This is a genomic window from Candidatus Aenigmatarchaeota archaeon (assembly GCA_016932615.1).
Classification (GTDB): Archaea; Aenigmatarchaeota; Aenigmatarchaeia; order QMZS01; family QMZS01; genus JAFGCN01.
Window position 1 is genome coordinate 18,221 of the sequence record JAFGCN010000029.1, and the last position, 18,297, is coordinate 36,517.

Consider the following 18,297-nt stretch of genomic DNA (forward strand, 5'->3'; position numbering starts at 1 on the left):
TGTAAGTTAAAGAAAATGCGGCCACCGGGAGTTTCGCCAACAGCACCTTTTTGGGGTGCAGACCTTTTAGCCAAACTGGCCGAAAGGGTTGCTTCGAACCCGGGTTACTGGCTGTTTCCGGCGTCAGGTTATACTTCCGCGAAGCGGGAATATGCTTTCTTTGACGTTGAGGACTTTCTTTCGCAAAGAAAGTCTTCATGGGAAGCCAGTGTCATGCCACTAAACTATGGCCGCATAATTAATAGTCATAAAAATACTTGATTATGTTACAAGAAATTGATAATCTAGACCAAAAAATGAGAGACCTAATACTGAAAAAGGTTAAAAATGGAATTGCTTTGCTTGATAGGTATGACCAAAACTCAGGAGAACAGAAGAAAGATGCTCTTGCTGAAATTGAGGTAGCGATACACTATATTGAAGAGAGTTATACTTTAGAATATGAACCCGGTCAACTGAAAAAACCTCCCGAATTTAAGATATCGGGGACTAAAGATCCATTCTACGTAGAGGTAAAAAGAATCCATGATCCAGTTTACATAAAACGACAAACAGGCATAAATGATCTTAATTCAAGACTAGAAAAAATACTTCTACCCTATGTAGTGCAGTTCTATCCAAACCAAAACTACAAACTTTCTCAAAACAAAAAAATAGTCGACATCATTCATAAAGAAATGAACCCCCAAGTAAAATTATTGGAGAAGGAGCTAATTCTAAACTCAACCCGCATTGGAAAGTTCATTTTGGAGAAAAATGATGGATCCTCCAGATGTCAACTGGGATTGTGCGGAGTGCAACTAGAATCAAGAATAGACTCCATTAGAACAAATTTAGAAGATGCGAATCGCAAAGATATTCCCAAGGGTAGCAAGTACATACTATTTATCAAAATAGATTACACGTTCACACCCGGAGAACTAGAGGTTGCACCTTGGGGAGATGATGTTCTAAGGATGCAATTCAATAAACAAAACGGCAGTTGCATTAGAGAAGATTATCTAAAACAAAATAAACGACTAGGTCATTCTAAGCACTTCAAAAAAATTGGTGGGCTTGTGTATTTTGGAAGCAGACTAAAATATCCATGGACGTATATTAACCCAAAATAATCAATGCAAACTTATTTCCTTAATTTTAAGCCCGTGTTTTTTCTCAAGAGCCCTTGCCTCGACCTGCACCTGGCGGTAAAAGGTGCCCGGGTCGGCTATGTAGCCCCTCAAAAGAGGCACCTTATCCGGAAAATTCGCTTCAAAGACCGGCATTAGACGATCAAGAATATATTTCTTGGTGTTCAAAAGCTCAATGTAGCAGTAGTCGCAGAAACTAAGCTCCCTAAAAAGCTCTTCCAGGTTTGTGATTCCGGGCATCACAGGCGAGATAAAAGCGTAAACCCGAAGTCCCTTTTCTTTTGCCTCCTTCAATGTATTGACTCTTTCCGGGGGTGAGGAAGCAAGTGGCTCCAGAACACGGGAGGTTTTTTCGTCAAGCGTATTAACTGACATTCCAAGCTCGGCGTCAATGGCCTTAAGCAAATCAAAGTCCCTCCTTACAAGAGAGGACTTTGTCAGAACCTCTACAGGGAAATCCTTTTTGCGGGGCGACTTTTCAAGCACTTCAAGGATTTTTCGGGTCAGGCCATATTTTGCCTCAAGCGGCATATAGCAGTCGGTAACGCTTGAAAGCCAAATGTCGCCGGGTCTTGCTAAAAGCAGCTCTTTTTCCAGAAGCTCCGGGCAGTTTACCTTGGCAAAGACAAACTTTCCCCATTCGGCATCGATATGCTGGAACCGCTTTATAAACGTTGCGTAGCAGTAGGCGCAGCCGTGCTGGCACCCGGTGTAAGGATTAATCACATAATCGGTGATTTTGCTCTCATTCAGGCAGGACTTGGCCTGGATTTCCCTTACTTCCATAAGATTCTGGTGCTGGTTATTGAATATTTCAAAATACCTAGTCCGACGAAAGCACCCAAGCAGATTACTTTTACTTCAAAGGGTTATTCTTATGAGCCAAACATTCAACCTGAGTGAATTTTTAGCAGCCAATGTCAGGCCGGCACTGGGCTGCACCGAAGTTGTGGTGATAGGTCTTGCCAGCAGCGCAGCTTTTTTAGCCTCCCAAGGCAAGTTGCCCTGCTTCCTGCAGAAAAAGCCAGAAGAGACTCAAGCACTGGCTACAGCATCCGCTTCAGAAGCAGAGTTACTGTCCCAGCTAGAGGCAGTAAGAATTGAAGTCGACAGAAATGTTTTCAAGAATGCTCTATCAGTAAACCTGCCGATGCCTGATGAGCTAATCGACCAGATGGAAAAGGGTATCGAGTTTGCAGCAGCGCTTGGGATTTTTTCTCCATTGGGTCAAAAAAGCGCTGGAGAAATGCTTAATTTGTTTTCAGCTATCAACCCTGAGCTAATCGCCAAGGCCAAATCCCTAAGGAGGAATGTCCGGTTTAATGTTGAGGTGGTGGATTCCTGGACTGGACAGGCCGACCTCAATGTTCGTGTGCAGCTAAGCTTCAAAACCGAAGACAAAACTAAATGCTCAGAAGCAAGAATAAGCCACTCGCATACGCACTTCTCTTACATTGCCAATTCTATGGAAGTCCTGTACAAGGACGAAGCAAACGATATTGCAACGGAAAACCAGGACAATCAGCTTCTGAAGCTGTCTAAAATGTCCCTGAGAGACATGATTGATACAGCGCAAAATTTGGACTCGCAGGCGTGGATCCTGCTTGAAAAAAATATCCAGATAAACACCGACTTAAGCCTGAAGGGTTTGGAGGGGCGCCACGGATTAAAGCTTGGTAAGTCCCTTCAAAAGCTGGTCGATGACGGGATTTTGGCAGATGACATGACAAATTATGCCAAGATAAAAGTGGCAGCGGCAGCCGATGCCCGAATGGGTGGGGCAATGCGGGCGGCCATGAGCACGGCAGGTTCTGGCAACCAGGGAATTGCTGCCACGCTCCCAATCATGGCCGTGGCAGACAGAATTGGCGCAGAGCAGCTAAATATTAGTGCAACCGAGCAAAAAAAGCGCTTGATGTCAGCATTGGCTCTGTCCCATTTGCTGACTTCCTATATTGCTTATTACGCCGGACACTTGTCCGCACTTTGCGGCTGCGCAGTAAAAGCTGGAATCGGCGCGGCAGCAGGGATAAGCTTTTACCTGGGAGGAGACGAAAAAAAGATCACTGGCGCCATCAACAATGTGGCCGCTAACATTATAGGAATTATCTGTGATGGCGCCAAAGAAGGATGCGCCCTTAAGCTGGCCACCTCATCAGAAGCAGCAGTTGAAAGCGCACTGCTTGCCATGCAAGAGGTTACTGTGCCATTGGACAACGGCATTCTGGCTGAAACCGTTGAACAGACGCTGCAGAATATCGGCAAAATCTCCAACGCCATGGTCAAAACTGACCAGGTAATTGTTCAGGAAACCATGTTGAGGTAAGTGCAAATGATCCCTTGATATGGAGTGGAGTTTAGGAAAAATAATTTTTCTTTGGGGTAAAGCCACCCTATTTCTAAAAAGAAAGGTTTTTATGATTGAAATCGACGGAAGCTACCTTGAAGGCGGAGGGCAGATTCTTCGGACAAGCGTTGCCTTGTCAGCTCTTACTAAAACTCCGGTCAGGATTTACAACATCCGGGCAAACCGGCCGCAGGCGGGGCTTAAGGCACAGCACCTCTCAGCGATAAAGGCGGTTTCCATGCTCTACAACGGCAAACTTACGGGGGACGAGCTTGGCTCGACAGAGATAACCTTCAGCCCGGGTGAGATGAAAGAAAACCACCTCAAAATCAGCATCGGCACAGCCGGGTCAATTGGGCTTCTTTTGCAGGCAATAATTCTTTCCTCGGTGAACACAGAAAAAGAGCTCATTGTCGAAGTCGAGGGAGGCGCGACTTTCGGAAAATGGGCGCCGTCTGTTCCGTACCTCCAGAACGTTTTTCTCCCGACAATCAGGAAATTTGGATTTAGGGGCGAAATCGAAATCATAAAGCACGGCTTTTACCCTAGGGGGGGCGCTAAAGCCATTGCAAGAATAAGCCCCTCAAAAATGAAGGGCCATATTTTCGCCCACGAAATAAAATCAGTGAGTGGGCTTTCAGTTGCAACCGAAAACCTCAGGGGCGCAAAAGTCGCAGAAAGGCAGAAAGCAGGCGCAGAGGAACTATTGAAAGGGCTGAAAACCCCAATTGAAATAAAAACCAGGTATGTTTATTCCCCGTCGACTGGAACCGGAATCGACCTCTGGTCTGAGCCGACGCTTCTTGGCGGAAACGCCCTCGGAGAAGTCGGAAAAAAAGCTGAAGACATTGGAAAGGCGGCCGCCAAAACCCTAAAGGAGCTCATCGAGTCTAAGGCGACAGTTGACAGAAACCTTGCAGACCAGATTCTTCCCTTCATGGCCCTGGCGGAAGGCCACTCCAGCTTTCTTGTAAAAGACTTGTCAAACCACGCAAAGACAAACATCTGGGTGATTGAGCAGTTTTTGGATAGGAAATTCAAAGTAGCTGAAAAGGACGGGTTGGTTGAGGTAGGGATATGAAAACCAATATTAACAACATTAAAATTATGAAAAAATCCGAGTTCTTTAAAATAATATTTAACCTATTCTGCATCCTCACAGGGATACTGTTTTTAGGACTTATCCTCATATACCCCTACAATGCAATCTCCTATTATTTTGGTAAGTCTTTAACAAACTTAATCCTATACATACTAGTACTACTGATAGCTCTATTCTTACTCCTCAGAACTAACTTGGAAGATTTTTTCAGATATTTAAGTAAAAAAAGAATATTACGAAACATACCAAATCATTGGTTTATAGATACTGTTCTAGTAATGTTCATATTTTTTTGTATAGGTCTACTGTTCATAACTTCTGTCTTGGGGGGTTATGAACTCAACTTGGTACTGAGAAATGAAAATCAGCCAAATCTCATCGAAGGAAACATAAACTGCACTGCATCGGGAAATATTATATTTGTAGGAGAAAAAGTATATTGCAAGTATTCTCCAACCTTATATAATACTACATCTAAAGTCAAATTTAGTTATTTGAACAAAAGTTTCGAAACTGAAATTTTTTCTGACCAGATAGCCTTCATAGCCCCGGCCAATGTTACAAGCATAGAATTCAGGATAGAAGGCTATGATTCCGAAGGCAAATTTAGGAAATTAATTGTAAGTAACTCTTATAATTTCCTAAAACCCGAAGAATTTGAGCAGTCTAGAGAAAAATTCATCCAATATCTAATTGCTCTCCTAGGCGTGATATTTATCTCAGTACCTAGCGCAATGGTAAACCTCAAAAATCTATATTATAATGAGAATAATAAAAAGAGGCGTAAATGAAAAATATGTCCCTGCCGGGATTTGAATACCCTAGCCAATTTCGCGGTGATATTCCCGCGAAAGCGGCAAAACCCCTTTCTTGGAGTTGTCAGACCTTCTTTCTGGGAAAGAAGGAATGACCCCGGGTCTTCGGCTGTCTCCGTCCAGCGCTCGGGGCGCTATTATTCCGCGAAGCGGAAAAATCCCCTTTCTTTTGCGCCTGGGGCTTTTCTTTCTGGGAAAGAAAAGCTTCACGAGAGGCCGATATCCTGGACCGGACTAGACTACAGGGACATATAATAAAAAAGACTAAAATAACTTATGGCCACACTTCTGCCCCCAGGGATGGTGGAATTAGTCGTTCCCTTCGCCCTTACGTTCGCTTTAGTTCTTGGAGCGCTTAACTTGTCGGGGGTATTTAAAGGCCAAAAACAGGTCAATTTCATCATAGGGCTTGCCGTTGCGCTTCTTGCATCCTCATCGGAAGAATACTCAAAAATGGTTCTGGAATGGGCGCCAATACTTGCGACCGTAATGATTGTCGTTTTCCTTGTGGTTTTCCTCAAAAACATGTTCGGGACAGAAAAGAAGGCAAGCTGGGAGATGCTGGTAATACTTGCCCTCCTGTTTTTGGTGCTTCTGGCGGTAGGGCCGTACCTGCCGCTTCCTTCTGGCTCTTCGATAAAATCAGATGACATTCTGCTGGTTGGAGGAATTCTTCTGGTAATCGGGATAATCGCAATAGGCGCCCGGCTTAAAAATGAGGGGTTTGGTGGGGGCAGCTAATATAAGTCTTTTGGCTTCATTGTCTTGAACCGTCTCAAAACTATCGACTCAACTTCAAATGGCTTTCCAAGAATCCCCTCAAGGTTTGGCCTGCTTTTCCCTGTAAGAAAGGAGTTCACTGAAAATCCGACAGTGGTTTCCACTTCAAGAAGCATCTTGTCTCCTTCAAACTTTGGTGAAATCTTTCTCATGTAAGGCCTTCTTGTTTTCTGCTTTAATATCTGGACAACCCTCTTTTTCCTCAAAGCCCTTATCGCCTTAATGGCCTCCTTTTTCTCCTCCTCGCTAAGTGGCTCAAACTTGAGGGTTATGAGAAAATTGGCTGCAATCTTGTCGCTTTTCATGGCATCAAGCTCCTCTTTGCTTGAAAAAGACATTTTAGAAACCGAGATGGACTTTCTCTGGTTTATTTCGCTGCGGATTTTTCCGAGCTTGAGCTTTCTGACCTTTGGTGTCCTGAGCATGAGGACAAACGGGCGATAGGCAGCCGTAAGCGTGTTTTCCTCGAGCCGCCCTACTGAATAGAAAACCGCCTCTCTAGCGCCCGACTTTTCAAGGAAGGTTCCTTCAATATACTTTTGCACCTTTCCTTTCGGGAGAAGCTTCTTGTACCCACCCTTTATGTAAAGCGGGGAAACCTGGGCAATTATCTTGCCGTTTGGAATATCTATGATAGCAGTCATATCGGGCCCGTCAAACTCTATTTTCTTTCCTGTCTTTTCCCTGACCTTGAGCCCCACGGACCGGTTGAAATTGGACTTTATGGACTCGCAGGAGCCGACGCCGTGCTCTTCCCAGAACTCTTCCTCTATCGTGAACAGCTCAGGAGGCAGTATGGAGCCCACAAGAAAGGTCTCATAGTCAAACTCCTTCACGGCTTCGGCTACCATTTCCGAGTACGTCTCGACCTCCCTGAAAAGGTTCTTGCACAGGCAGCAGTTCTCGACCTTTTTGTATTCTGCCGGCTTTTCTCTTGCAGCGTCCTCCAGGATTATAAAATTCCTTATGGCCCGCCCAATCTCAAAATTGGGAAGCTTTGGGTTAAGGGCATGAAACTGCCTGCCGAGGCACTCGTCGCATATTTCGCAGCTCTTGATTATTTCCCTGGCCCTTCCAGACAAGTCCGCTTCCATAAGATAAAGGCGGGCAAAATGGTTAAGAAGTCAGTTCAGGCCGCTCAAAAGCGCCTCCTTTTCGGCAAAAGCCCCGTCAAAATAAGAGTATGACTTCCAGGAAAGGGTTTTGCTGTCGAAAAGGAAAAAATCCTTGTCAGTGATTACTGTCGAAATCCAGGATTTAGGGCGCTTGTCTACCCAAAGCTCTTCATCGAGCAGGTAAACGCCGCTGTTTTCCCGGTTTAAGTTCCCAAAAAAAGACCCGTCCTGCGGCTCGATTAGGTACGCCCCGTCAAGCTCTTCCAGGTCCCCGATGGATTCCAGGGGTGAGCTGCTAAAGGCAATCATGCAGTGGCCGGAAATGCTCCTGAGAACCGGGTCGTAGAGGTTTCCGCAGACGATGTTTGGGTAAATATAGTCCTGAAAGTCGATTTGGGAGACGCCCTCCAGAAACCAGCCCTTCTGGAAGTTAAGCCAGTATGTCCCGCCCAAGTCTCCTTCTTCAGGCACGAACCAGCCCTCGAGGATAACCTCCTTTCCTTCGCAGCGGCTTACAGCGTAATTGTACTCTGCCTTGTAAAACAGCGAATAGTCCTCGCAGTCACCGCCACCGTTAGCCAGGAATTCCTGCAGGGACAGCAAACGGTCAATCTCGCCCGAGGATTCAACATCCGAAATATACGAAAGGTGAAGCTTTTTCGAGTTCACCAGATAAAAGCAGCCAAGCTTTATGCGGCAGGTGCTGCTTTTTACCTCGTAGCAATTTTCATCGATTTTCCTCTTCGCATCATTTTCCTTTTTCGAGTCGCCCAGTAGCGCATTCTCGCTAAACCACTCCATGGAATCCTGAATCTGCTGGCGGTAATCCTGCACTTCCTCTATCAGCCCGGAAGTTTCCTCCTTGAGGTTTCCATAAGCCGCCTTTATTGCCGCGCACTCTTCTTCGAGCCGGGACATGTTTGACTCAAGAGCGGAAAAATCTTCTTCCAGGAGGGAATAATCGTTTTGGATAACCGATAAATTCTCTTTCAGTAAAGACGCTTCCCTTTGGAGGGAAGAAACCTGCGTTTCTTTGCCGGAAAGCTCTGATGAAAGCCCTATTATTTGCGCCTGCTGAAGAACTGCCAGGAAAAAGAGGGCTAGAGCCAAAGCCGCCAGAACAAGATTAACCCGGGAAGGAAACCTGCCTAATGTCTGTAATCCTGACACGCCCATAATATAATTTAGGGATTTGGAGAGAAAAGGTATTGATTTGAAAATAGGTTCTTTATGGACTATTCAAAACTCGCTGAAGTTTATGAAAAGCTCGAAGGGACGACAAAAAAGCTGGAAAAGACTGCCATCCTGGCCGAGTTCATCAAAGGCATTGATGACGATTACGAGCTTAGAATCGTGATGGCGCTTCTCCAGGGAAAAATATACCACGAAAGCGAGGAGATGGAGGTGGGGGTTGCAAGCAAAATTGTTGTCTCTGCCCTCCAGAAACTTGGATTTTCCAAAAAGGCAATTCTCGACATCCTAAAGGAAACCGGAGACCTGGGGCTGACAGCAGAAAAGCTTGTGAGGGAAAAAAAGCAGATGAGCCTGCTTAAGCGAACCCTTAATATCGAAAAGGTATATGACTCCCTGAGGGAGCTCGCAACGCTGACCGGGAAAAACTCCCAGGGCAAAAAGCAGAACGTGATGATTGAGCTTCTGAATTTCGCTGAAGGTTCTGAAGCAAAGTACATTATCCGAACTGTCCTTGAGGAGCTGCGGCTTGGAACCGCTGAAGGGATACTCCGGGACTCCATTGCAAAGGCATACGAAATACCTTCCGAAACGGTTGAAGGGGCGTACAACCTGAAAACGGATTTTGGCGAGGTTGCAGTTATAGCTAAAAATGAGGGCTCGGAAGGACTCCTAAAGGCAGAGCTTGAGATAGGAAAACCCATCCGGGTAATGCTTGCCGAAAAATCCGAGAGTCTCGAAAAAGCCCTTGAAAGCGCTGAGGATCCCGCAATAGAGGTCAAGTATGACGGGCTTCGGACACTGATTGAAAAAGACGGGAAAAAAATATGGGTGTTTACAAGGCGTCTTGAAAACGTGACAAAGCAGTTTCCCGACCTCGTAAAGCTTGCAAGGGAAAATATCCTGGCAGAAAAAGCGATTGTCGAGGGCGAAACCATAGGGCTCCGGGAAGGAAAACCACTTCCCTTCCAGGAATTGTCAAAACGAATACACCGAAAATACGAAATCAGGGACACTTCAAAGGAAATACCTATCCAGGCAAACCTTTTCGACTGCCTTCTCATTGGCGACAGGGAGATTATGATGCTGCCTTTCAGGGAAAGGCGGGCGGAGCTTGAAAAAATTATCAATGTGGTGCCAGGCAAGTTCCAGCTTGCCGAGCAGATTGTGACAAAAGACTTAAAAAAAGCAGAAAAATTCTACAAAAATGCCCTTGAGTTAGGCCAGGAAGGCGTTATGGTCAAAAATTTGAGTAAGCCCTACCAGCCGGGAAAAAGGGTAGGAAATATGTACAAGGTCAAGCCCGAAAAGGAAACGCTTGATGTTGCAATAACTGGCGCTGAGTGGGGAGAAGGAAGGCGCGCCCAGTGGCTTGGCTCGTTTACTCTCTCCATCAGGGACCCTGAAACCGGAGACCTCCTGGAAATTGGAAAGCTTGGAACCGGGCTGACTGATGAGCAGTTCAGGGAAGCAACAGAGATTCTAAAGCCCCTGATTGAGCTTGAAAAGGATAATTCCGTGCGGCTCCGTCCCAAAATAGTAATAGAGGTCGGCTACCAGGAAATACAAAAGTCTCCAAACTACAAATCCGGCTTTGCGCTGAGGTTCCCTAAACTGGTGAGGTTTCGGGACGACAAAAGCATTGATGATGTCGATTCCCTTGAACGGGTGGAGGGGCTTTTCAGAAAAGGCGCCTGAAAAAAGATATGCCTCCATAGGACAAAGTGAGCTTAAAAAAGGTAAAATGGGTCGAAATAAGGCATTTTAAATATATATAACCCAGGGGTATCAATCCATAAGTATATAATTTTGACTAACTAATAGTATGAAAATATCCATTTTAATACCCTGTTATAATGAGGAAAAAACCATAAAGGCATGCATAGAGTCATGCTTCTGCCAGACCAGAAAGCCGGACGAAATCGTAATTGTCGATGACGGAAGCACTGACAGCACGCCCCAAATCCTGAAATCCTTCGGGAAAAAAATAAGGGCAGTAAGGACTCCAAAAAATACGGGAAACAAAAGCAAGGCCCAGGAATTCGGCCTGAAATACGTGACTGGAGATGTTTTCATTACTGCTGATGCAGATACCCTGCTTCACTGCGACTTTGTAAAGCAAATAGAGCGAGACTTTCAGGACAAAAGCATCGCCGCAGTGGCGGGCTATGTCAAAAGCTTGAAGGAAAACTGGCTCACCTCCTGCAGGGAGCTGGATTATATTATCGGACAGGATATCCACAAGGTTGCCCAAGCGCATATAGACGCGCTTTTTGTAATGCCTGGCTGCTCAAGCGCCTTTCGAACCGGGATATTCAGAAAATACATCTCATTTGACCACGACACTCTCACTGAAGACCTGGACTTTACGTACAAGCTGCATGAAAACAACCTGAAAATAAAATATAACCAGAACGCCATATCCTATACGCAGGATCCAGCAACAATTAAGGCATACATACGCCAAATGAAGCGCTGGTACAGCGGCGGCTGGCAGAACCTGGTAAAGCACAGAAAAGTGGCATCCAAAAGGCCGGGAAACGCACTTGAGCTATCACTAATATATATGGAAGGGCTGACTTTCTCACTGCTTATTTTTGTAGTGCCTTTGCTGAGCATGTCTTTCTTTGTGAACTTCATGGCTTCCTACTTTGTCCTGCTTTTCCTGTTTGCGTTCTACGGCTCCTACATCAGAAAGAGAATGGACATTCTAATCTACTTTCCTCTTTACACACTGCTCATATTTCTAAACGCATCGCTCCTTCTCATGACCTTTACAAGCGAGGTCGTCCTGAAGAAGAAAAACAACGATTGGGACAAGCTGGAGCGGAGGAAAATAAAATGCAGTTTGTAGGGGGTCTTTCATTGGCGGTGCACATACTGATAATTATCGTGTTTGCTGTAAAAAAGAAGCTGAACATTGCGCTAGGGCGCTTTAGTTCAGGGCCTCTTAAGAAGATACTCCCTCTAGTCATTATCTCCTGCCTTTTCTTCATAATCTCGACCAGCTCAATTGCCGCACTCAATACCACCTTAAATAGCCGCCCTAACTGGGAATTGCTTGAGACGCCCGAAAAGTGCCAGGAAATAACACCGGAAATAAGCCAGAGAACCGTTGTTCTGAGAATTGATGACGTGCAGGCATTTGCCTGGAGAAACGCTACCATTACGTTACTTGGCGACTCCCTGCAGAGAGGAATTCCCCTTTCCGTGGGATTAATCCCTTATGCAATCGAAAGTGATGCCGAGATGTACAGATTTCTCTATGAAAACCGGTGCAAAATCGAAATATGCCTTCACGGCTGGAGCCTGACTTCAAAAGCGCATAGCCGGTATGAAATCGAAAGGCAGGAAATAGACAAAAGCGCAAATGACCTAATGCGTGCAAAGTCAAAAATGGAGCAGCTTTTCGGGGTAGAAATTGTCACCTTTATGCCGCCCGAAAATGTTTACCCGGAAGCGCTTGAAAGCGTTATCCAAAATGCAGGATTTAGTATAATCTCCTCGGAAGGAAGTGGATACTATGACTACACTGCTTCGACATACAACTTCCAGAAGAATGAGATTGTAAGCACCCAGGAGATAATTGAATTGTGCGAGAAGGCCTTCTATGAAGGCCAGCCATGTATCATAATGGTCCACCCACAGGATTACACAACTGGCGGCATGCTCGACAAGGAAAAATATAAAAATTACCTCCAGATGCTCGATGAGCTTGAAAAAAGAGGAGTAAGCTTTGCCCGGCTTAAAGATTTGCCAGAAGAGGCGTTAGCTGGGGAGTAAGTAGGCAGCAGGCGTAAGCCAGATTACAGCAACAAACCGTAGAATATCCAGGTGGCAAAAATCATGGCCAGGAAAATCACCGAGAACAGTATCGTAAGCTTGAGTAGGTTCTTGTTTTTGTAGTAGCCCCAGGTGACTGGAAGTATGAACAGCAGAAGAAAGGTTATCATGACAGGCCAGGCCATCAGGAACTCCATCAAATCGAAAAGACTTGGATAGCGCAAAAGGCGTGGAAGTGTAGACAGCGCCAGGATGAGCATCGGCAGGATGCTTAAGGCAACAGAAGCCAGAAACGCCTTGAACATAATCTCCCCGTGGCTTACTTTTGCCTTAACAGTTTCCTTCACGCTTGTAAAGCGGGACTCCACCTTGAAAACGTAAGCTGCCAGCAGGTAACCGATTATAGTAAGCGAATTTGCAAGCCCCAGAAGCGCAAATTTCCTGCCATCGGGCTTATTTTTCCTGAAAAGGAAAGTCCCGGCAACAAAGCTTGCGGCAGCTGAAAGCACAAGGAAGGTAACCAGCGCCCACCAGAAGGTGTGCTCATAAATAACATCTGCTAATGCCACCTTCAAAGGAGCCCGGGAGGCAATCCAAAGATCATCTATCAGATACTTGGAGGGGGCGTTTATCTCAATTTTGGTGTATTCCTCTACTGAAGAAGAGGAGCCCCCATAGAAACTTGACAACTCCCGGGAGTAAGGGGCATAGCTAGAAACCTGATAAGTGGTTGTAGCGTAGGGCTTTATCTTGGAGTAAACCTCTGGAGTTACGTGTCCTAGGACATATACCTTCATAGGTATAACTTTGCTTTCATAGGTGCTTGTAAGCTTCATCGGGAAGAATATCTTTTCTGTTGGAAAGCTTACAAATATGCTCAGGCGCTTTGCAGGGTAATTTTTATAGTCATAATAGGTCTCTGGATAGTTTTCCCAGTAGTACTCCTCACACAGTTCGATTGGAACTGTTCTACCGGCATCACAATGAGAGTCCGACCAGTAGGGAATTCTATCGGATGACCTGCAGCAGTAATCTCCTCTATAGATGGGGTCTCTTGTGCTGTCGCCCTGAGAGCCGAGGTTTCCGGTGTACCAGGAAACGACAAACGAATAATCCTTTTCTAGATAAGTCTCTGCAACATTGTTGAACTTTTCAGGTATTGTCAGGTTCTTTGAAAGCAGGTACCTGTAAAATGATTCCTTATCCTCAGCAGTTATAAGCTCAGTAGTGAGCCCAAGCTTTTCAAGGTGCTCATAGACCATAACTCCCTGCACGGAATCGTAACCTGAGAGGGCCTTTGTATTTTCAAGAACTGATACGCTCATGGTGCCCATGAGCCAGAAGGGAATTCCAATCGGGAAAGTGTAGACTTGTGTAAGAGACATCATGAATAGAGATTCTGAAACCTTCTCTTTTGCCTCACCGCCAACTTCGTTTCCGTAAAAAGATGGAAACTCATTAAAAGTGTCAATAAGCACGTCATCCGGCTTTGCGGGAACCGGAAAAATCCAGACTGCGCCGCTTGAAGCAAAATCTTCCGACTCGATTGACAGAAGCATCCTTTCCATCCCGCCCGCATAGTTTATTGCGCAGACCTGGTTATTCATGTCCTGAAGCTCATAAACTAACAGGTCATCGTAACTTGGCCTGAAAAGCCCGCCATCGGCAAAAGCACAAGCCGAGAATGCAAAAAACACGGATAAGAGTAGACCAAACAGGGCAACTATGCCTCTGCACTTCATAAGTATATCCAGGGTTTTATATATTACAATTCAATAGGCAGCCCTTTAATTGCATTCAGAATATACTAATGGACTTTAAAGAAGCCGTTCAAAAAACAAGAAACGCAAAAAAAATCCTTGTCGTGTCGCACTACGACTGTGACGGCATATGCTCTGCAAAGATTCTCTCCGAGGCCCTGAGAAGGGAAGGAAAAATTGTGGAGGTCATGGTTGCAAAAGAGATAAGTGAAGAGATTATCGAAAAGGTGAAAAAAATTGAGTCAGACCTGATAATATTTTCAGACCTTGGCTCCGGATACCTCTCCCTTATCCCAAAAGACAGAAACATCGTGATACTTGACCACCATGAGCCGGAAACGCCTGAAGTTTCTCCCAACATAACCCACATAAACCCCTGCACGGAAGGAAAAACGCTTTGCGGCTCGGGAGTCTGCTACTGCTTTGCAAAAGGGCTTAGCAAGAACAATTTTGACCTTGTGGACTTTGCGGTTGTCGGCTCTATCGGTGACAACCAGGTGCAGGAAGGGGAAAACAAGAATATTGTCGATGAAGCCGAAAAACTCGGGCGGCTCCAGACAGAAAAAGGCCTGAACATTTTTGGGCATGTGAACCGCCCCCTCAGCAGGTCGCTTATGAACTCAAACCACATACCACTTAAAAGCGAGTCCGAAGCAATACAGTTCCTGAGGGAACTGAACATTGAAATCAACGGGAATGGCAAGATCAAAAGCTACTGCGACCTTGCCGACAGGGAAAAAGAAATACTGAAAAACGAAATCCTGAAGGAAGCCCTAAGGCAGGACCTTGCAGAGCCATCAAAAGTATTTTCAAATATTTACATTCTCACACAGAAGCCAAAAAAGATTATGGACGCACAGGAGCTTTCTACAACTCTCAACGCTTTTGGGCGGCTTGAGAAGTTCGACGAGGTTTTCGAGGTCCTTTCGGGAAACCTAGAAAAAATAGATGAAGTCATGTACGAGTACCGCCAGAAAATCTCAAGCGGGCTTTCGTGGCTTAACAAAAACCTGCCCAGTTTCCCCACTGATGAGCTTGCAATGTATATAGACGCCAAAAACAATGTAGACGAAAATATCATAGGCACAATTGTCTCCATCTACATAAACAATGCCGAAAGCAGGCCGGTCGTCATCGGGCTTGCAGAAGGAAAGGAAGGCATAAAGATTTCGGCGCGCTCGAAAAACGATAAGGTGGACCTTGACGAAGTGATAAGCAGGGTTTGCGCCGAGTGCGGTGGCTATGGGGGAGGCCACCCCAAGGCAGCCGGAGGAAAAATAGCCCTCGGAAAAGCCGGGGAATTCATCGAAAAAATGCAAAAAGGGCTTAAAGGGCATTCCTGTTGAGTTTTTAAAGATTAGGGGGAGTATTATTATAATGAAAGCCAAAGCAGAGTACCCCATAGTAGCCCCCAAGTTCTTTGGAGAGAAAGTTATAGGCACCACTTCAGCGGACAAGCCCCACAAGTGCTTTGGAAGAAACGTGATGATTTACGGAAGGGCTCTTGAGAGGAACTTCCCAAAACAGTACTACAAATTCACTTTTAAGATAGGTCAGCTTGAGGATGGCGTTTTCAAGACAGATTTCGTGGGCCACGAGGTTTCAAGGGCCTACATGTCAAAGAACGTCAGGGTTCTCACCACAAGGATAGATACAGTCATAAAAGAGGTTTCCGAGGACGGATATGACATTACGCTTAAGCCGGTAATCATTACTTCCAAGAATATATGTTCGAGTGTATGCTTCAAGCTTAGAAAAGAGCTTTCGAAGTTCCTTCGGCTTTACATCCAGAAAAACGACCTTGAGACCATTACAAAGGAAATTATGAGTGACGAACTTCAGGGATACCTCAAGAAAAGTTTGAATGCCATTTACCCGATAAACACGCTTGAGATAAGGAAAAGCGAGGTGAAAAAGCACGTCGCAAAGGAGCAGCAAAAATAAGGGCTTGTGAGAACTTAATTCCTAATACTCCAATTGGCAAGATAATTATGGCCTTTGTTGGAGTTATCATTGAGGAAAGTCTTGAAGACAAGGAAATTCTCCAGAAGGTAAAAATCATAAAGACTGTTGTCGAGAAAGTAACTGCAAAACATAAGACTCCCTGGATAAAGCATTGGACGCTTCACACAGTTGAAGTCCCGGAAAATCGGGCAGAAGCAGTTGCCAAAGACTTAAGCAAAGCCCTCGACTCAAGGCACGACTGGTACGCCGACTTCAAGGATGAGCATACTCACTATATAATCTTCAAAAGCAAGGTATTTTTGATAGACCGGACAAGAAGGGAGCAATATGAAGAAGCTACAAAATATGGCATATCCCTAGGCATACCGAAATACCAGGTGGATTTTTCTCCTCAGGTCAAATTAGAGAAGACGCAAGGCCACGCTAAACAAAATCCAGGTAAGACCTCAGTTTTCTGTGCCATGGAATCTGGTAAGCCCTCCCGGTAATTCCTGCGGCAAGCTTCATTATCTTGAGAGATGACCTCCCATGCGGCTTGAAGTGGATTACCGGCATCCTTTTTGAAAGGGCATAGCGCATGTTATCGTCGTCGGGTATCGTTTCAAGAATTGGTGTTTCTTCCAGAAGGGACAGGACATGCTCTTTTTTTGTTTCATATGGCTTGTTTCTGTGCATGTTTATGACCGTTCCAAGATAGCTGCGGTCTGACTTTTTAATAAGCTCTATTGATTTGAGAAGGTCTGTAAGCGCCGGAAGGTCAGGAGTTGAGACCCCTATTATCTCATGGGAAGCTCCAAGAACGCCCATTGCCTCCCCCCCAAGCCCAGGCGCTCCGTCGATAAGTATATAGTCCAAGCGCCCCAATAGGTCCCGAAGCCGGGAGCCAAGGTACATTGGGTTTGTCCCCTCAAGGTCGCTTACATTCAGAGAGGCGGGAATTATTTTCATTCCCGAAGGGAGAAGCTTCATCACATCGTATATGTCGACCCTTCCCTTTAAGACATCATGGAGGGAAATGTTGCCGGGCGCAAGGCCTGCATGTATTGATAGGTTTGGGGTGGTCACATTGCCATCAACTATTGCCACATTCATTCCAAGATCAGTCATGGCAGCGCCAAGGTTAAAGGTCAGGGTAGTCTTTCCGACTCCGCCTTTTCCGGAAAGGATACCTATAACTCTGGTATAAGCCATAACTATAACCTACTGGATAGATTAAAGAAGCTTTTGAAAAGAGTGGGGTTGCAGGGATTTTCCCTATCCCTTTCTTTGAAAAAGAAAGGTCTGTGGTTCACCCCAAAGAAAAAAGTTTCGCTTCTTTCTTTGGATTTCCAGACCTTCTTTCCTGTTTTTAAGAAAGAAGGGATGAATTTGAACCCCGATTAATTGGTTTCTCCGGCAATCTTTGCCCTTTTTTCATCCGGCCGTTTTTTGGTCGTCAAAGCTCCATTATAAGCATTTGCTTCGCAAATGCAAAGTTGCTTCTTTTTGGCTGAAGCATTTTTCTTGCAAGAAAAAGGCTTCACTGGAGCCAATTGTGCTGCCTGGTTACACCACAACCCCACAATAGTATTTAGGCAAAGCTTTTAGAATAAAATTTCGGGTTCCAGCGTTCCGAAAAAGGCGCGATGTCTTAAAAAGAGCTAAATTCACCCGGGAATTCTTTGGAGAGTAGGATACGCCAAGAAAAGGGCCGGAAGAGAGCCATATGCCTTTATTAGCTTGCCTTCAAAGCGCTTGATACCCCAGGGTATATTTTAAGGCAAAAATAACCGGGCGGCGCGGCCTTCTGAAATGCCTTCCTGGGCAGTAGTCCCTGCGTTCAGCTCCAGAACGTACCGGGCAGCCCTTTTTGGGGCGTAGGATGGGCAAAACTCCTCCCTGCAGGGCAGAGCAGTAATCACCTCTACAACAGACAAATTGCTGTCAAGCCAGATTATGTCCAGGGGAATAAGAGTATTTTTCATCCAGAAGCTCCATTTCTCCTCCCTTTCAAATATAAAGAGCATGCCCTCTTTTTCCCCAAGAGCATCTCGAAACATGAGTCCCTTCGACCTGAGCTCAGGCGTGTCTGCAATCTGAAGGGCGTAGCAGCTTTCGCCAAAGCACAAACAGGAACTGGAATTAAGCCCATTTTCAGAACAGGCCAGTGTTTCCTGCGGATAGTTGGTATAGAAGCCCCAAATCCTGAGGGCAAGAAGACTTGCAAAAACAGTTAAAATAATCAGGCCTGCGCCCCCAAATAAAGTGCGTTTCCGGTTCGAAATATTGCACCTGCCGCCAGCCATATTATAATATATATTTCCTGAGTC

Annotated in this window: 17 protein-coding genes and 3 tRNA genes; 11 read left to right on the top strand and 9 right to left on the bottom strand. The window is 45.4% G+C overall.

What is annotated here, in order from left to right; translation table 11 throughout:
* Positions 1 to 16 precede the first annotated feature (16 nt).
* Positions 17 to 234, bottom strand: a tRNA-Gly gene (locus JW727_06865).
* Between the two features lie 62 nt (positions 235 to 296).
* Here JW727_06865 and JW727_06870 point away from each other — a divergent pair.
* A complete protein-coding gene (locus JW727_06870) occupies positions 297 to 1,112 on the top strand; it encodes a hypothetical protein (GenBank protein MBN2095743.1) in 816 nt (271 codons plus the stop codon).
* On the opposite strand, the gene JW727_06875 is transcribed toward JW727_06870, so the two are convergent.
* Entirely contained in the window at positions 1,113 to 1,916 is an 804-nt protein-coding gene (locus JW727_06875) for a radical SAM protein (GenBank protein ID MBN2095744.1), read from the bottom strand.
* A gap of 91 nt (positions 1,917 to 2,007) precedes the next feature.
* Between JW727_06875 and JW727_06880 the strand changes: the two genes are divergently transcribed.
* The 3 genes from JW727_06880 to JW727_06890 all read left to right on the top strand — a co-directional run bounded on the left by JW727_06880 (position 2,008) and on the right by JW727_06890 (position 5,370).
* Positions 2,008 to 3,456 carry a serine dehydratase subunit alpha family protein gene (locus tag JW727_06880; protein MBN2095745.1) on the top strand — a complete coding sequence of 483 codons (1,449 nt, stop codon included), beginning with the start codon at positions 2,008 to 2,010 and terminating at the stop codon, positions 3,454 to 3,456.
* 91 nt (positions 3,457 to 3,547) lie between these two features.
* Positions 3,548 to 4,558, top strand: a complete 1,011-nt coding sequence (locus tag JW727_06885; GenBank protein ID MBN2095746.1) for an RNA 3'-terminal phosphate cyclase — start codon at positions 3,548 to 3,550, stop codon at positions 4,556 to 4,558.
* A complete protein-coding gene (locus tag JW727_06890; protein MBN2095747.1) occupies positions 4,555 to 5,370 on the top strand; it encodes a hypothetical protein in 816 nt (271 codons plus the stop codon). The genes JW727_06885 and JW727_06890 overlap by 4 nt, the downstream gene beginning before the upstream one ends.
* Before the next feature lie 6 nt (positions 5,371 to 5,376).
* Here JW727_06890 and JW727_06895 read toward each other — a convergent pair.
* Positions 5,377 to 5,643: transfer RNA gene (locus tag JW727_06895), tRNA-Glu, on the bottom strand.
* A 27-nt stretch (positions 5,644 to 5,670) separates the two neighbouring features.
* On the opposite strand from JW727_06895, the gene JW727_06900 reads away from it, so the two are divergent.
* Complete coding sequence (locus JW727_06900; GenBank protein MBN2095748.1) at positions 5,671 to 6,135, top strand: hypothetical protein; 465 nt, start codon at positions 5,671 to 5,673, stop codon at positions 6,133 to 6,135.
* On the opposite strand, the gene JW727_06905 is transcribed toward JW727_06900, so the two are convergent.
* Both JW727_06905 and JW727_06910 read right to left on the bottom strand, forming a co-directional pair.
* Entirely contained in the window at positions 6,132 to 7,268 is a 1,137-nt protein-coding gene (locus JW727_06905) for a hypothetical protein (GenBank protein ID MBN2095749.1), read from the bottom strand. The genes JW727_06900 and JW727_06905 overlap by 4 nt on opposite strands.
* Positions 7,269 to 7,298: 30 nt before the next feature.
* Positions 7,299 to 8,465, bottom strand: a complete 1,167-nt coding sequence (locus JW727_06910; protein ID MBN2095750.1) for a hypothetical protein — start codon at positions 8,463 to 8,465, stop codon at positions 7,299 to 7,301.
* Positions 8,466 to 8,519: 54 nt separating this feature from the next.
* Between JW727_06910 and JW727_06915 the strand changes: the two genes are divergently transcribed.
* From JW727_06915 to JW727_06925, 3 genes are all read left to right on the top strand, one after another.
* On the top strand, positions 8,520 to 10,178 hold the full coding sequence (locus tag JW727_06915; protein MBN2095751.1) for an ATP-dependent DNA ligase: 1,659 nt from the start codon (positions 8,520 to 8,522) through the stop codon (positions 10,176 to 10,178).
* Positions 10,179 to 10,305: 127 nt separating this feature from the next.
* Positions 10,306 to 11,334 carry a glycosyltransferase family 2 protein gene (locus tag JW727_06920; protein MBN2095752.1) on the top strand — a complete coding sequence of 343 codons (1,029 nt, stop codon included), beginning with the start codon at positions 10,306 to 10,308 and terminating at the stop codon, positions 11,332 to 11,334.
* Complete coding sequence (locus JW727_06925; protein ID MBN2095753.1) at positions 11,322 to 12,263, top strand: DUF2334 domain-containing protein; 942 nt, start codon at positions 11,322 to 11,324, stop codon at positions 12,261 to 12,263. Before JW727_06920 ends, JW727_06925 begins: the two co-directional genes overlap by 13 nt.
* A 23-nt stretch (positions 12,264 to 12,286) precedes the next feature.
* Here the strand turns inward: JW727_06925 and JW727_06930 are convergent, their stop codons facing one another.
* Complete coding sequence (locus JW727_06930) at positions 12,287 to 14,005, bottom strand: hypothetical protein (protein ID MBN2095754.1); 1,719 nt, start codon at positions 14,003 to 14,005, stop codon at positions 12,287 to 12,289.
* Between the two features lie 68 nt (positions 14,006 to 14,073).
* Between JW727_06930 and JW727_06935 the strand changes: the two genes are divergently transcribed.
* From JW727_06935 to JW727_06945, 3 genes are read left to right on the top strand one after another with little or no spacing between them, the layout of a single operon-like run.
* Complete coding sequence (locus tag JW727_06935; protein MBN2095755.1) at positions 14,074 to 15,369, top strand: DHH family phosphoesterase; 1,296 nt, start codon at positions 14,074 to 14,076, stop codon at positions 15,367 to 15,369.
* Positions 15,370 to 15,400: 31 nt separating this feature from the next.
* Positions 15,401 to 15,967 (top strand): hypothetical protein, encoded by a 567-nt coding sequence (locus JW727_06940; GenBank protein MBN2095756.1) that lies wholly within the window; start codon positions 15,401 to 15,403, stop codon positions 15,965 to 15,967.
* A gap of 47 nt (positions 15,968 to 16,014) precedes the next feature.
* Positions 16,015 to 16,476 carry a hypothetical protein gene (locus JW727_06945; GenBank protein MBN2095757.1) on the top strand — a complete coding sequence of 154 codons (462 nt, stop codon included), beginning with the start codon at positions 16,015 to 16,017 and terminating at the stop codon, positions 16,474 to 16,476.
* Here the strand turns inward: JW727_06945 and JW727_06950 are convergent.
* The 3 genes from JW727_06950 to JW727_06960 form a co-directional block, all read right to left on the bottom strand.
* On the bottom strand, positions 16,412 to 17,179 hold the full coding sequence (locus JW727_06950) for a P-loop NTPase (GenBank protein MBN2095758.1): 768 nt from the start codon (positions 17,177 to 17,179) through the stop codon (positions 16,412 to 16,414). The two genes, JW727_06945 and JW727_06950, sit on opposite strands and share 65 nt — an antisense overlap.
* A 43-nt stretch (positions 17,180 to 17,222) precedes the next feature.
* Positions 17,223 to 17,548, bottom strand: a tRNA-Trp gene (locus tag JW727_06955).
* Between the two features lie 194 nt (positions 17,549 to 17,742).
* Complete coding sequence (locus JW727_06960) at positions 17,743 to 18,273, bottom strand: DUF192 domain-containing protein (protein ID MBN2095759.1); 531 nt, start codon at positions 18,271 to 18,273, stop codon at positions 17,743 to 17,745.
* Positions 18,274 to 18,297: the final 24 nt, after the last annotated feature.

Excerpts from the sequence above, each read along its gene's own strand:
- JW727_06930 (MBN2095754.1), bottom strand. The coding sequence starts at position 14,005 with ATGAAGTGCAGAGGCATAGTTGCCCTGTTTGGTCTACTCTTATCCGTG.
- JW727_06870 (MBN2095743.1), top strand. The coding sequence starts at position 297 with ATGAGAGACCTAATACTGAAAAAGGTTAAAAATGGAATTGCTTTGCTT.
- JW727_06900 (MBN2095748.1), top strand. The coding sequence starts at position 5,671 with ATGGCCACACTTCTGCCCCCAGGGATGGTGGAATTAGTCGTTCCCTTC.
- JW727_06905 (MBN2095749.1), bottom strand. The coding sequence starts at position 7,268 with ATGGAAGCGGACTTGTCTGGAAGGGCCAGGGAAATAATCAAGAGCTGC.
- JW727_06875 (MBN2095744.1), bottom strand. The coding sequence starts at position 1,916 with ATGGAAGTAAGGGAAATCCAGGCCAAGTCCTGCCTGAATGAGAGCAAA.
- JW727_06880 (MBN2095745.1), top strand. The coding sequence starts at position 2,008 with ATGAGCCAAACATTCAACCTGAGTGAATTTTTAGCAGCCAATGTCAGG.
- JW727_06920 (MBN2095752.1), top strand. The coding sequence starts at position 10,306 with ATGAAAATATCCATTTTAATACCCTGTTATAATGAGGAAAAAACCATA.
- JW727_06910 (MBN2095750.1), bottom strand. The coding sequence starts at position 8,465 with ATGGGCGTGTCAGGATTACAGACATTAGGCAGGTTTCCTTCCCGGGTT.
- JW727_06950 (MBN2095758.1), bottom strand. The coding sequence starts at position 17,179 with ATGGCTTATACCAGAGTTATAGGTATCCTTTCCGGAAAAGGCGGAGTC.
- JW727_06940 (MBN2095756.1), top strand. The coding sequence starts at position 15,401 with ATGAAAGCCAAAGCAGAGTACCCCATAGTAGCCCCCAAGTTCTTTGGA.
- JW727_06890 (MBN2095747.1), top strand. The coding sequence starts at position 4,555 with ATGAAAACCAATATTAACAACATTAAAATTATGAAAAAATCCGAGTTC.
- JW727_06925 (MBN2095753.1), top strand. The coding sequence starts at position 11,322 with ATGCAGTTTGTAGGGGGTCTTTCATTGGCGGTGCACATACTGATAATT.
- JW727_06945 (MBN2095757.1), top strand. The coding sequence starts at position 16,015 with ATGGCCTTTGTTGGAGTTATCATTGAGGAAAGTCTTGAAGACAAGGAA.
- JW727_06960 (MBN2095759.1), bottom strand. The coding sequence starts at position 18,273 with ATGGCTGGCGGCAGGTGCAATATTTCGAACCGGAAACGCACTTTATTT.
- JW727_06915 (MBN2095751.1), top strand. The coding sequence starts at position 8,520 with ATGGACTATTCAAAACTCGCTGAAGTTTATGAAAAGCTCGAAGGGACG.
- JW727_06885 (MBN2095746.1), top strand. The coding sequence starts at position 3,548 with ATGATTGAAATCGACGGAAGCTACCTTGAAGGCGGAGGGCAGATTCTT.
- JW727_06935 (MBN2095755.1), top strand. The coding sequence starts at position 14,074 with ATGGACTTTAAAGAAGCCGTTCAAAAAACAAGAAACGCAAAAAAAATC.